The organism is Paraburkholderia caffeinilytica, from assembly GCF_051027425.1.
GTDB classification, from domain to species: Bacteria; Pseudomonadota; Gammaproteobacteria; order Burkholderiales; family Burkholderiaceae; genus Paraburkholderia; species Paraburkholderia caffeinilytica_A.
In genome coordinates this window covers 1,549,965-1,563,647 of the sequence record NZ_CP186553.1, presented here as the reverse complement: position 1 = coordinate 1,563,647, position 13,683 = coordinate 1,549,965, and the positions used below count along the sequence as shown (strand labels likewise).

General features: G+C 65.1%; 11 protein-coding genes. 1 reads left to right on the top strand and 10 read right to left on the bottom strand.

The genetic code is table 11. The annotated features are described in order from the left end of the window. Window position 1: 1 nt before the first annotated feature. Window positions 2-1,819, bottom strand: coding sequence for a type III secretion system outer membrane ring subunit SctC (gene sctC, locus ACOSV0_RS27440; RefSeq protein ID WP_434115435.1), 1,818 nt, complete (start codon window positions 1,817-1,819; stop codon window positions 2-4). Window positions 1,820-1,929: 110 nt separating this feature from the next. Between sctC and ACOSV0_RS27435 the strand changes: the two genes are divergently transcribed. Further along, window positions 1,930-3,030 carry a type IV pilus twitching motility protein PilT gene (locus ACOSV0_RS27435; protein WP_434115434.1) on the top strand — a complete coding sequence of 367 codons (1,101 nt, stop codon included), beginning with the start codon at window positions 1,930-1,932 and terminating at the stop codon, window positions 3,028-3,030. A gap of 120 nt (window positions 3,031-3,150) precedes the next feature. On the opposite strand, the gene pilV is transcribed toward ACOSV0_RS27435, so the two are convergent. The 9 genes from pilV to ACOSV0_RS27390 all read right to left on the bottom strand — a co-directional run bounded on the left by pilV (window position 3,151) and on the right by ACOSV0_RS27390 (window position 13,566). Then, window positions 3,151-4,758, bottom strand: a complete 1,608-nt coding sequence (pilV, locus tag ACOSV0_RS27430; RefSeq protein WP_434115432.1) for a shufflon system plasmid conjugative transfer pilus tip adhesin PilV — start codon at window positions 4,756-4,758, stop codon at window positions 3,151-3,153. Beyond that, the gene (gene pilM, locus ACOSV0_RS27425; RefSeq protein ID WP_434115430.1) at window positions 4,751-5,224 is read right to left on the bottom strand and encodes a type IV pilus biogenesis protein PilM; all 474 of its coding nucleotides are present in this window, start codon (window positions 5,222-5,224) and stop codon (window positions 4,751-4,753) included. Before pilM ends, pilV begins: the two co-directional genes overlap by 8 nt. Window positions 5,225-5,258: 34 nt before the next feature. Beyond that, window positions 5,259-5,834: a type 4 pilus major pilin gene (locus ACOSV0_RS27420; protein WP_434115427.1), complete on the bottom strand. Its 576-nt coding sequence runs from the start codon at window positions 5,832-5,834 to the stop codon at window positions 5,259-5,261. A 93-nt stretch (window positions 5,835-5,927) separates the two neighbouring features. Beyond that, window positions 5,928-7,004, bottom strand: coding sequence for a type II secretion system F family protein (locus ACOSV0_RS27415; protein ID WP_434115425.1), 1,077 nt, complete (start codon window positions 7,002-7,004; stop codon window positions 5,928-5,930). Continuing rightward, a complete protein-coding gene (locus ACOSV0_RS27410) occupies window positions 6,994-8,703 on the bottom strand; it encodes a GspE/PulE family protein (RefSeq protein ID WP_434116167.1) in 1,710 nt (569 codons plus the stop codon). Before ACOSV0_RS27410 ends, ACOSV0_RS27415 begins: the two co-directional genes overlap by 11 nt. A 230-nt stretch (window positions 8,704-8,933) precedes the next feature. After that, window positions 8,934-9,599, bottom strand: a complete 666-nt coding sequence (gene pilP / locus ACOSV0_RS27405) for a type IV pilus biogenesis protein PilP (protein WP_434115423.1) — start codon at window positions 9,597-9,599, stop codon at window positions 8,934-8,936. Next, a complete protein-coding gene (pilO2, locus tag ACOSV0_RS27400) occupies window positions 9,589-10,857 on the bottom strand; it encodes a type 4b pilus protein PilO2 (protein ID WP_434115421.1) in 1,269 nt (422 codons plus the stop codon). Before pilO2 ends, pilP begins: the two co-directional genes overlap by 11 nt. Window positions 10,858-10,882: 25 nt before the next feature. Further along, window positions 10,883-12,625: a PilN family type IVB pilus formation outer membrane protein gene (locus ACOSV0_RS27395; RefSeq protein ID WP_434115419.1), complete on the bottom strand. Its 1,743-nt coding sequence runs from the start codon at window positions 12,623-12,625 to the stop codon at window positions 10,883-10,885. Continuing rightward, window positions 12,625-13,566, bottom strand: a complete 942-nt coding sequence (locus ACOSV0_RS27390; RefSeq protein ID WP_434115417.1) for a toxin co-regulated pilus biosynthesis Q family protein — start codon at window positions 13,564-13,566, stop codon at window positions 12,625-12,627. Before ACOSV0_RS27390 ends, ACOSV0_RS27395 begins: the two co-directional genes overlap by 1 nt. Window positions 13,567-13,683: the final 117 nt, after the last annotated feature.

Here is a 13,683-nt window from a genome sequence, read left to right as displayed (position 1 = left end):
CTTACGGGGTGATGACGCGCGGCGACAGCAGAAACAGCCGCTCCATGTGATTCTTGGTCCGGTTGTCGGTGCGGAACAACGCGCCGAGCAGCGGAATTTTCGACAGATAGGGCACGCCGGTCACACCGCCCGACTCGTTATCCGCGCGGTAGCCGGCAATCAGCAATGCCTGCCCTTCGTTGATGAACGCCTGCGTGTTGATGTTGCTGTTCTGGATCACCGGCAAGGTGCCGACCGTCTGCGATGTCAGCTGGCCGTCCTGGATCGCGACGTCGAGCTTGATGCGCGTATGGCCGTCTTCCTCGACCACCATCGGCAGCACGCGCAGCGAAATGCCGGTCGAAATGCTGTACAGATCGCCCGACGTATAGCCCTGCACCGGCACGAAGAACTGGGTCTTGTTGTCCATGATCGCTTCGACATTATTCAGTGTCACGACTTTCGGACTCGCGTCGATCTTCGCGGTGTCGTTCTGTTGCAGCGCCGACACGCGCGCCATCAGATAACGGCCTGCGTCGCCGAGCACCGCCGCCATCGAAAAACCGACCGGCGTGGCCGCCGCCGTCACATTGCCGGGCAGCGTGGTATTGCCGAAGTTCTGCGACACGGTGCCGTTATAGCTGTTCTGCGCACTGGTGCCGGTGCCGGTCTGGATGTCGATGTGGCTGTTGTGCGCGGTCCAGTCGATGCCGAGCTGGCGCAGCGCGTTGTCGTCGATTTCGATGATATGCGCTTCGATTTCGATCAGTTGCGGCTTCACGTCGAGGCGCTCGATCAGCGTGTCGTATTGCCCCATGCGATCCGGCGTGTCGCGAATCACAACCGAGTTGGTGCGCTGATCGGCGACGATCACCGGCAACGAGCCGTCGGTGCCCGGCCCCATCGTGGTCGGTACAGTGGTCGCCTGGTCCGAACCGCCGACCACCGACTGCAATTGCGGCGACGGCTCGCCGGTCAGGCCTGAGAACATGCCGCCGCCACTTCCACCACTTCCGCCACTTCCACCGCCGCTGCCGCCACCCGCGTTCCCGGGCGGCAATGGCGGCGCGAAATAGGGACTGTTGTTCGCTTGCCCGTTGACGTCGTTCATCGGCTTGTTGCGCGTCACGCCCTGGCCGTTGCCATGCGAATCGCCGCCTTTGTCCTTGTCTTTCGCTTTCGCGGACTCGGGATGGTAGAGATTGTTCAGCACGGTCACCACGCCCGGCAACGTGACCTTGTCGCCGTCGAGCGTCACGGTGCGATCCTGCGCCCAGCCATGGCTCAGCGGAAACACCCGCACCGAGGTGCCGCTGCGGCGCGCCGCATTCGAGTCGATCCGCTCGGCGATCTGCGTGACCAGTTGCACGTAGCGCGGCGGCCCGCTGACGATCGCGGTGCCCTGGGTGGCGTCGTACGTAATCGGAAAGCGGTCGTCGGAAATCTGCATCTGCGCGAGCGTGTCGCGCAAGGTCGCGGTGCCGGCGCTGTCGAGCTTGATCAGCGTGCTTTGCAAGTCCGACGACGGCACCACGTTCAGCACTTCGCCGTCGTAGTACCACGCAAAACCGAACGACGCGGCGAGCGTATCGAGGAAACGGCGCGGCGCCAGATGAAACTTGCCGCTGACGGTGCCGGTCACGCCCTGGGCGATGTTGGTCGCCAGCCCCTGGCTCGCGCCGAAATCGCGCAGCACGTCCTTGATATCCTTGCCGTCGGCGGCATAGTCGACCACCGGCGAGCGCCAGTGGATCGGCGCCGCCTGGAGCGTCGGTGCGGCCGTGGCCAGTGCGATGGCAGCGCCGAATACGACGGCGTTCAGCTGTCTACTCCACTTCATATGTGCTTACCCTGACCCGGTTGATGGCTGAATCTGGTGACATCCGGCGATACGCCGCGTGCCGTTTCGTGTGAGAATTTCCCATCCGTCTTTCTTTGGCAGGCCTCGATATGCATAACCCCCACCTCGAACGGCGCGATCTCACGCGTGAGATCCTCGATCTGATCGACCTGCGGCAGACTTTTACCGACATCCATATCGAGCAGGACCGGCCGATCATGATCAAGGCGCCGCGCGGCTGGCTCGCGGTCGGCGAGGAACCGGTGCTGCTCGAAGAAATGATGCCCACGCTCGAATCGATCGAACCGGACTGGGAAAACTTTCTGCAGCACGGCGCGATCGACCGCCCGTTCGTGCTGACGCGCTGCCGGCTGCGTTGCAACATCTATCGCACGTACGGCCGGCGCAAACTGGTGATCTCGATTCGCCGCCTGCCGCTGCAGCCGATTCCGTTCGACAAGCTCGGCCTGCCGGCGTACGTACGCACGATGATCGACAGTCCGAAGGGTCTCGTGCTGGTCACCGGCCCGACCGGCTCGGGCAAGACCACGACGATCGCGTCGATGCTCGATCACATCAATCGCACGCGCAACAGCCATATCGTCACGATCGAAGAGCCGATCGAATACGAACTCGAAAGCCATTCGTCGATCATCTCGCAGCGCGAGGTGCCGACCGATACGCCGAGTTTCCCGGCGGGCCTGCGCGAAGCGTTGCGGCAGAAGCCGGACGTCATCATGGTCGGCGAGATCCGCGATCCGGAGACCGCCGAAACCGCGTTGCAGGCCGGCGAATCCGGTCACCTCGTGCTCGCCACGATGCACACCGGCAGCGCGGTCGGCACACTCACGCGGTTGTTGTCGTTCTTCCCGGCCGACCATCGCGAGCGTTATGCGGCGTCGCTCGCCAATTCTCTGATCGGCGTCGTCTGCCAGTGCCTCGTGCCGACCGAGGACGGCGAGAATTTCGTGCTGGCGAGCGAGCTGCTGTTCAACAACAACCAGCAGGTCGGCGCGATGCTGACCGATCCGGCAAAGCTGCCGCTGATCGGCGACTTCATGAAGCGCAAGCACGACAACATGTCGCGCCTGCTCAACGAACATCTGGCGAGTCTGGTGGCGAAAAACATCTGCACGCCGCGCGACGCGATGCGCACCACGTATAACCGGCTGGAATTGCACGATCTGTTGCAGGCGATCGTGCCACGCTGAGCGTGAAGCGGGCATGCCATGGCGGCGCCATGCCCGCGCCGCAGCACGCGGCGAACTACGGCGCGGCGCGTGTGGGCGGGAGGATGGAGTCGGTCGGTTCATGGAGTCGGCGTTCGTCGTTCAATAGAAACTGCTGACCGTCCATCCGGCCGCCACAGGCGTGTTCGGAATGGTGGCGCCCGATTGACTGCAGAAGCTGCTGGTCCATGGCGTAGAGATGACGGCGTAGGTTGCCCAGTTGGTCGTCACGACCACGTTGTACGTACCCAGCGGCACGGGCTGCGTGATGCTGTTGTTGATGCCGCCGGAATCGTCGGTCAGCGTCGGGCCCTGGCTTTCGGTGTGACCGAACGATGCGCCGGTAGCCGGATTGACAATGTCGACACTTTGCGAGATTTGCGCCTGCGCCCCCGGCTTGGTGGGCGCGCACACACCGTCGTTCATGTGCGCCCATGTGGCCGCCACGATGCCACCCGGTTTCGTCAGCGACACCTGGACCGTTACCGCGTACGAATAGGTGCCGTTCGTCGTGTTGTGCGTAAAGGAACCCGCGCCAGGCGGCCCCGGGCAGGTGTAATCGGTCGCGCCGGCGGAGGTCATGATCAATTCGCAGCCCGACGTGCTGCCGTTCAACGTCAGATCCGACTGGGGCTCCCAGAGGCCGCCCTGACATGACAGCACGCTGCCCTGCGCGTCGGTGGTAATGGGCGTGGTGGTCGCGGAACTCGGCGTGCACGCCGTGCCGGCCACCTGCGTATTGCCCAGATCGAGATTGCCCGCTTCGTTGACCGCCAATGCTTGCCATGTCGAGCCGTTGTACGTGTAGGCGCGGTTGGTCAGCTTTGTCATGACGACGTCGCCCTGCATGGCCGAAGGAACGGTGCTCAGGGAAGCTTCGTCGGCAACCGGCGCGCGCCAGTGAAACGACGCCTGCGGTTCCCACATGGCGCCGTCGCAGTTCACCACGTTGCCGGTGGCATCGGCTGCAATCGCACCACGCGTCGAGCAGCTCGAATAGTCGCCGTATTGCTGCGCGAGCACGATCGGCACCTGCATCGTATTGGCAGCCGGATTCCCCGGTACGGCGACGCGATACAGAAAGTCCGCGTTCTGCGCCTGGCTGCCGTTGAAGAACACCTCGCTCGCCAGATGACCGCCGCCTGCTTTCGTGCCCGTGCACGACGCGCCGGCCGGATTCGGCGCCGCCACCGACCACGCGCCGAACGCGCCCTTCGCCGCACCGCCGGCATTGTTGATCGACGGAATCGAGCCGCCGCCCTGGCCGGAATTGGCCGCGATGTAGCCGAGCTCCGGATCGGGGATCGTGGCGCCGCCCTCGGTCACCAGCAGCCCCTGCAATGCGCCGCCGGTGCCGCCGTAGACCAGCAGGCACGGCGTTTGCCGGTATGCGTTGGTGCTGCTCACGTTGGCCGACAGAAAGGTCGACAGCTGATAGGGCGACCCCACCAGCGGCACGACCACCGGTGCGGTGGAAGTCGCCACTGCGGACAGCGCCGTGTAGTTCTGCTGGATCAACTGCTTCGCCGCCGCGCCCAACTGCTGTTGATACAACGCGGCCTGCTGTCCGCGCGTGTCTTCGAGCGTCGAGTTCAGCATGGTCATCATGCCGCCCACCATCAGCGCCGTAATCGCCAGCGCGACAAGCACTTCGATCATCGTAAAGCCGCGCGCGGATGCGCGCCGGCGCGGCGCCGAACGCTTAGTCATAGGCCTGCGCCATCCACACCACCGCGCCGTCCGGCACGCTGCTCACGAGCGCGGCCGGCAACGGCACTTGCGGATTGCCCGGCGACTGCACGAAGCCGCCATGCTTGACACCGGCGAGCGCGGAGCCTTGCGCCATCTGTTCGATGTCGAACGCCGCCGACCCCGACAGCGCCGAGGTGCCGTACACCACCACCAGACTGCCGGCTATACCGCTGTTCGGCAGCACGTAGTTCTGCAACGACGCGGTTTGCGTGCCGGCGGGCATCGCGAGGCTATCGGCCGGCACGCTGCCTGCGAAGCCGGGATTGGCGAGCGCGTAGGCGATCACGGCCTGCCGGTAGGCGCTCAGGCTGCTCGCGAGATTCACCGTCGCCGCGGATGGCATCGACGGATTGGTCTCGCTGCCGAGCAGCGCGTAAGCGCCGGTCAGCATGCCGACGAAGGCCAGGGCCCAGAGCATGTACATGGTTGTGTGTCTGCGGCGGGTGGCTAGCGGGCAATCAGTTGGAGGTCCACATGATCGTGTTAGTCGCATTAGCGCAAGCGGTTTGCGCACTCGCCGGAGTGATCGGCAAGGTACCTACGTCCGTACCGTTCACCGAGATTGCCGTCCAGCTTCCGCCGGCGGAAGCGGCACTGATGCACACGGCCTGAGGCACGTTTCCGTAGGAAATCGTGAAGAAACCGGTGTTGGTGCCTGGCGCAACCGTCACAGCACCGCCCCAGTTGTCCGTTGCCGTGCCGGCTGTTGTATCGACCGGCACGGTACTCGGAAACACGCCAGCGGCTGCGAGCGTGCTTGTGCTAATGCCGGTATATCCGCTCGTCTGCCCCATATACAGCTTCTTCACGCCGGCCTGAATCGCATTCACCTGCTCCGCCAACTCATTCGTTCCCGCGCTACTGAACGCGCCATTCAGCAACGCCACCGCCCCGATCACCACAATCGCGGCAATCCCAAGATACGCAATCGCTTCGAGCAACGACGCACCACGTTGAGCCCTGCGCGCAGCACGAAGCGCGCGGCGAACACGAATTTCACGCACCGATGTAACCCGTTTTGCTACTTGCTGCATGTGGTTCTCCTTAATGGCCAATGACTGCTGCCGACGGTGTCCTGTCCGCGCGGCATCCCCGCAGCGACGCTATTTGACGATTAAACGCCGCGCTCAATGCATCGAGCGGGACATAGCGGCAATTTCCTGCTGAATCCCGAAGAAACCGGTAATCAGCCACGACAAAACCAGCGCCAGCGTGATGATCGCAATACCGTTGATGATGCGCATCTGCGCCTCGATGATCGTCACGCCTTCCTGCATCCATTCGTCCGCGAGCGCGTGCAGCGCTTCGGTAAAACCGTTGTATTCCGCGTAGACGCACAGGTCGTCGACGATCTCCGTCGACGGAAAACGGTAGCCGGTGTTCTTCATCGCCTCGCCGACGTTCAGCCCGGACTTGACGCCGAACAGCATGTCGTCGATGCGTTCGCGCAGCCACGGCTGCGCGTTGTCGGCAAGCCGGTTCAACGATTTTTCGACAGTGAAGCCCGCTGCCTGCAACGACGAAAACGCCACCAGAAAACCGCAGCCGACAATCAGCCGGTACACCGAAAAGGGAGGATAGCGATCCAGAACGACGCGGGCATTGCCGGTCCAGCGCGGCATCGAATAGAACAGCGCGGCCATCAGCAGCACGACCAGGATGACGCAATAGATCATCCAGCCCTGCACGAAGCGCGACATCGTGTACAGCGAATGCGCGACGCCGTGCCAGCGTTCGGGACTGACGATCAACTCGAAGCGCGGAATCACCAGCTTGCCGAACAGGTACAGATAGCCGATCGTCATCACGAAGATCACCAGCGGATACGTGAGCCCGCCGACAATCGCGGTGCGGATGCGCCGTCCCGAAGTCACGACGGCGGAGACGGTGCTCAACGCCAATTCGAGGCGGCCCGACTGCTCGCCCGCCATCACGATCATCTGTTCGGTGTGCGGCACCCACCACTGCATCGCCTCGGACAACATGCCGCCGTTCTGCACCACGCGGCGCCAGTCGGACAGCACCACCGCTTCCGCTTCGTTCGGCTTGCGGCCCTCGTGCGACGCGCGCATTTCGAGTTCCTCGAGCACCTTGAGCAGCGGCAGGCCATTGCTGAGCATCTTCGCGATCTTGCGATAGAGGCGCAGCCGCCCATGCGCGGTAAATTGCAAACGCGCCCAGCCACGATTGAGGTCAATCGCCATGACCGTCCTCAGCGCCCTCGCTGCTCTCGTCCTTGAGCTTGCCTTTGTCTTTGCCTTTGACGTTCACGGCGCGCACGCTCCTGCGGGCCGGCTTGCGCCCGTCGTCACGGTGGCGTGCACGCTGGCCGTGACTGTCGGCCGACGGCAGCGGCCCGACCACCCGTTCCGCCATGCGCGGATCGACCAGACCCGCGGCCACTTTGTCGATCGCATGCTGGGCGACCGTCTGGCCGCCCAGCTCGTGAATCCAGTAATCGTGCGCGGCGCCCTTGCGGCCTTCGCGCAGCAATTCGCTGAAGGTCGTGTCGGTGCGAATCACTTCCGCCACCACCGTGCGTCCTACGGTGCCCTTGCTGCAATGCGCGCAACCCGGTCCGGCGAGGCGCACCTGGTCGAACCGGTCGCCCACCGCGCGCTTCACACGCGTGACGAGCGCCGCATCGAGAGTCGGGATTGCGTCGGCGAACGGCTGCGAGCAATGCGGACACAGCAGCTTCACCAGACGCTGGCTGATGAGGCCGGTGATCAGCGTTTCGTCGGTCACCATCGCGAGCGGCAGGCCGAGATCGGTCAGACGGTCGGAGATCGCGAGCGCGCTGTTGGCGTGCACGGTCGTCCACACCTGGTGGCCCGTCATCGACGCGCGCAACGCGCTTTGCGCCGACGCGCGGTCACGCATTTCGCCGATCATGATGGTGTCCGGATCGAGCCGCATCGCGTTGGCGATCGCCGCGGCGAAGGCGGTCGAGCGCGCTTCCTCGGTTAACGCGTTGACAACCGGCGTCTGCACCGCACCGGTGATCGGGTATTCGACCGGATCTTCAACGGTGATCACGTGAATCGAGCCGGCCATGTCGCGGATCTGGCCGGCGAGCACGCGCTGCAAGGTGGTCGATTTGCCCGACCCGGTCGGACCGCTGATGATGTTCATCCCGTGCGGCTGGTGCTTGAGCGACTCGATCATTTCCGCCTGCCGCGCGGTGAAACCCAGTTCCTCGAGCGACGCGGCTTCGCCCGCGTCGTTGTACAGCAGCCGCATCACCATCACGCTGCCGACGCTGGTGGGCGCGGTGGCGATCCGCACGCCGAACAGCCGCTCGGGCAGCTTGTCGCGATCGCCGATGCTGGCGTCCTGCCGCTCGGTCGGTTTGTACGTGTTGTCGGACACGCTCGCCATCGCCGAATACAGCGTGGCCAGAAGGCGTTCGCCGTATTCGCGGGTCTGTTCGCTGACGCGCACGAGTTCGTTGTGAATGCGGAACAGAATCTCGGTGCTGAAGCGGTTCACGCGAATGTGAATATCCGACGCGCGCTCCGTGCAGGCGCGCGCGATCAGGTTCTTCGCGATCACCTGCATCTGCGTATGATCGACGCGCTCGCCGGTGCCGTCGCGGCGCTGGCCCTGATAGGCGCGCCGCACGGTGTCGAGCGAAACGACCTGTGCGGTGTAGCGATAGTTGAGCCGTTCGAGCCGCGCGCAATACGACAGCACGAACGGGTTCATGTCATGCCCTGCGGCGATCAGCAGACGGCCGTCGTCGAGCAGGCACAGGAACTTGCGCTCCTCCTTGCTGGCCGCGTACTCGCCGGCATCGGACAGCGGCCGGGCGGCCGGCGGCACAGGCGCCTCGGCGGCGCTTTGCGGGTCAGCATGCTCGCCGGCCTGATCGAGCGTTTGCGCGGCCACTTCAGCGGACATCTGAACGGATCCTTGCACTACCGGTTCATCGGACGGCTTCGCCGGTTCACCGCGTGCCGCGCGCTGCGCGGCCGCGAGCGTCGGCGACAGATTGAGCGCTACGACAGCCGGCGTCGCGGGTCCGCTCGAGGTTGGCTCGGGTACGCGCGCAGCAGCCAGTGCCGGCGTCGAAAATGGCGCGAAGCCTTTCTTGAACAGATTGGCTGGGTGCAGAGGAGAAGCCATGATGCTTACCTCGCTGGCATGGGAAGAGTAGGAATCGGCGGCACGCCTGACGACGTGCCGTTGACCGCGACCATCCGCGGTTCGCGCTGACGCGGCGAGGACACCGTCAGCGTGCTGCGCCGGCCGTTACTGTCGACCACCACCACACCCGGGCGGATCGACACGATGCGGATGCCGTTCGGCAACCGGTCGCCGGCGCGCACGTCGAGCTCGCTGCCGTCGTTGACGTCGATGGTCGCCATCATCGTGTTGCCGAGACCTTGCGTGGCGACGACGCCAAGCTGATCGGCATTGACCGCGTGGCCCATCCGGCCGAGCGCGTCCTGGCGCGCGGCCACATCGGCTTGCGCTTCGAGTTTTTTCAGCTGCGCTTTCAGGATCACTGTGTCCTCCTGCAGGCTCATCAACTGATTGGCGGCGGCAAGCGCGGCGGGCGACGCCGTCGGGTCCGGCGGCGGCGCGGCTTGGGCGAGCGCGGCACCCGGCGCGGGCGCCACGGCCTTCACGGTCGGCGCTGTAGACACGGCCTGCGCGCCAGCCGCCGTGGGGAACGCGCCGCCCGCAACACCGGCAAAACCCGCGAGCGTGCAAACGAACACGAGCGCGCGACCTGCTGGCGAGCGGCATCGCGCCGCATCCGAAGCACACTCTGACGATCGGTCATTTTTCATACACGACTCCTTCGATGCTCCATTGGCCCGACTGATACGCCAGTTTTTCCAGCCGTACGCCAGGCTCGTCCAGATAATCCATCACGTTGCGCGGCGACAGTTCACCCAGATCGGCGGAAAAATGCCAGACCTGCCAGGGCGGCGCGTCGGCGGCCGACTGCGTGGACGGCCGCTGCAACGAGAAATGCAGCGCGATGCCGAGCAGTTGAAACACGGACAGCAGGCGGATACGCACTCCATGCACGCCGTCGATCGATTCGTCGCCGGCTGCCGGCAACGCGAACGGTTCGACCAGCGACGCGTGATCGCCACTCGTGTCGGCGACCGCGCGCGGCTCGGCGGCGAGCAGAATCGCGACGTTCGAGTCGTTGCGCGACCAGTTGAAGCTGACGTTGTTCGGACGGCAAACATAGTTGTCGACCTGCCAGCCACCGGGACCGACAACGTCGAGATGATCGAGGCAATAGCGCACGAACACCGACGGTAACGCTATGCTCGCCCACGGATGCACCGGCGGCGCTTTGGCGAGCGCCTGCGACGGATGCCGCAGCAGTTGCTGCCGCGCGTATTCGAATGCTCTCTCGCGAGCAATGTTCTGCCGGTAAGCGCGATACAGCAGCCCGCCGTAGATCACCACGCTCAGCGCCAACGCCCCGCCGACGATCATCGCCAACCGCCGCCACTGCAGATTACGCGATACCGGCACCAGATTCAGCCAGCTCGGCAAGCGGGTCTTGCCGGCCCGCCGCGGGAGCATGTCCTCGATGCGGCGTGGATAGAAATTGTGGAAACCCTGTGCTTCGATGCTCGGGTCGCCGATCACGACGTTCCAGCCGCCGAGGCTGTAATCGCTATGCAGATGCTCGAACACTTCCTCCGCGCTGCCGACCCAGTCGCCGTTCGGCAGGAACGCGCCGTCGCGCACCGCGAAATACGCCCAGCGCCCGTCCGGCAAGCTGAACGCGCCGAGCCAGTTCGGCGCCGGTTGCTGGCGGCCGTCGTAGAACGCGCCTTCGGTCGCGATCGTCCTCGACACCAGTGCGCCGAGCGACGGCAAACCGAACTGCGCGCCTTCGCGAGTGCTCGCAAAACCGGCACCGGCGAAATTGCGGTCGATGCGCAGCACCATCGCATCGAAGTTCAGCCGGGTCGCCAGTTCGACCGCTTCGGCGCGCAGCTCCTGGCGCCGCGACAACGATTGCCAGAACAGGCCGCATACGAACCGATGGCGGTCGATCTGGATGATTTGCGTTGCCATGATGGGGAGCTCGGTCCGTAAAGGCTCAGGCGCCGTTCATCGTGACGGGCGAGATCAGGATCACGATCACCTCGCGCGAACGCTGCGCGGTGTAGCCGCCGCCGAATGCATAGTTGGCGGGCGAGCCGATGCCGCTCTGGGTACCGTTGTCGACCACGCCTTCGTAGCCGCCGATCAGCAGCGTCTGGCCGGATTTCATCGAAATCCGCTGCAGGAAGTTGCGCGTGTCGACCGTCGGCAACTGGATCGATTCGCTGTTGCTGCCGCTGCCGCTCTGGAACGTGGTCAAGGCGGTCAGCGACGAGATGTTGGTATAGAACTGCATCATCACGGTGCCGTCGTCGAGAATGTGCGGCAGCAGCGTGAGGTTGAAGCCGGTCGTCACGGTGCCCGGAGACAGCGAGGTCTGGCTGCCGACATTCGCCGTATTGGTGGTCGACACCTGCGCGAGGTAGCTCGTCTGGGTCGCGACCTGCACCGGCACCGGCTGGTCGTTGAGCGTCGTCACCGAAGCGGACGTCTTGCGCCGTACGGTGCCCTGATCGGAGAGCGCGCTGATCACGGCGCTGGTCGCGTTAGCCCGGCTTTGCGGCGAGATCACGGTGGCCGAGAACGTGGCCGGCGTGACACCCGTCAGCCCCTGAAAAATGTTGCCGCCGAACGTGAAGCGCGTGCTCAGCGCCTGGTACACCGCGTTCCAGTTGATGCCGTAGCTGTCGTCGGCGTTCAGCGCCACCGACAGCACCGTCACGTTGATCAGGATCTGCCGCGACAGCACCCGGTTCTGCTGTTCCATGAACGAGCCGACGCGCTCGAGTACTTCCGGCGTGTCGGTCACCGTGATCGAGCCGGTGGCCGGCGACGGCACGACCGACCCGGCCGGCGACAACATCGCCTTGATGGCCGACTGCAAGCCGCCGTACACCGACAACTGCGCGTTCATCACGGTGTTCGACGTGTTATCCGAGGACACCGACGGCGACGCATTCGACCCGCCGCCGGCACCTCCGCCACCGATCGAACCGCCGTTGACGCCGGCACCGCCCGCACCGCCGGACGCCCCGCCGCTGTTGCTCGCGCCGCTCATCACATTGGCGTCGAGCTTCGAATCGCCGGGGATCGCCGAGACCTGGTACACGCGCGTGTCGGTATAGAAGAACACGATCGCACCGTCGGTATATTTCCACGACACGCCGAAGCGCGCGCTCGCCGCATCGAGCAGGCCGTGCAGATCGCCATGCGTGTACACGATATGCACCGGCCGCGCCTCGAACGACGTCGCCTGATTGCCGCGCCCGCCCGTCGGCGACGGCCCTTGCAGCAGGCCCGTCGGAAGCGGCGGCGGATTCGCCGACGATGCGCCGCCACTGGACAAGCCCGCACCCCCGCCTTGCGTAGCATACGTGGCGGCCTCGTCGGCGCCCGGCGCGACCTTCACGGGCAAGTGGGTGATGCGCCCGATCCGGTCGGCGAAAGTGCGCAGCGAATCGACCGTGCCGTCGAAGCTGGCCGGCTCCCTGAATACGGCCGGCATCAGCATTTGCGGTGCAAGCCTGAGGGTGTTGCCCGACAGCCAGAGCTGATCGCTCACCACGACCGCGTCGCTGTCGTGCTCGCGGTTGTCGCCGTGGTTCGCCTGATCGAGCAGATGATCGGCGCGCGCGACGTCGCTGTGCGTGTCGTGCTGGAGACGGGCGAGCAGACCGGTACAACCGGCCAGCACGCACATTGAAATGACGACGACGACGAAGTGACGGAGTAACCGCATCAACCTGCTCCCTTCGCGGTGACCCGCAAAACGTGATTGCCCTTGTACAGGACCGCCTGAATCGGCACCTGAGAATGACTGAGCGCATCGACGACCGAATGCAACGCGTCCTCGAACGAACCGTGAATCGTGGCGGACGCGTCGATCGTGAAGTCGGTCGGCACCGCCCAGATGAACTGCCAGCCCGCGTCCTGCGCCCAGCGCGCGAGCGCGGTGCGCACGGAGCCGTCGGCGAGCCTGAGCTCCCAGGTGCGGGCGGCGGCCGGATCGGCCGGCGCCGCCGCGGCAAGCGCCGGCGCGGGGTCTTGCGCCGGGGCCGGGGCCGACAGCGTCAACGGTGTGCCTTGCGGCAACGGGCTGTCCGTGCGCGATGCCGGAAGCACGCTTTCCCCGGCGGATGCAGCCGGCGGATTCTGCGGCGGCAGTTGTACTTGCGGTTGCGGTTGCGACTGCACTTGTACCTGCGGTTGCTGTTGCGACGGCGACGGCGACGGCGACGGCATTTGTACCTGCGGTTGCGGTTGCGGTTGCGGTTGCGGCGGGATTTGCGTCTGACGCTGTGCGATCATCGGCGGCGTTTGTGCAGGCGGCTGCTGTGCGCCGGTCTGTGCGGCCGGCGGCGGCGTGTCGATCACGGCGGCAGCCGGTACGGCCAGCGGCGAACTGGCGACAGGCTCCGGCAACGCGGTTACGGTGACCAGATGAAGATCGGTGTTGACGCGCGCCTGCAAGATGCGGTTTCCGCTCAGAATCTCGCCGAGGGCCCGGACGAACGGCGTATCGCCGTGCCAGCTCACCGGCGCATCGGCCCACGCGCCGGCGTTCGGCACATTGACGCTATAGCTGGTCGGTACGATCTGCTCCAGCGCCCGCAGCAACGGCACGCCATGACCGCTGGCGCGGACGGTCTCGGCCGCGCGCTGACTTCCCTCGACAATCACTTGCGAGTCCGACGCGGCGGCTCCTACGCTCGCGAACCCTGCCCAGCATAAAAAGAGTGCCACCCAAACATATCGCTTTCGCATACTGTTTCGTCGCCTTCCGCTTTGCTCTGATTC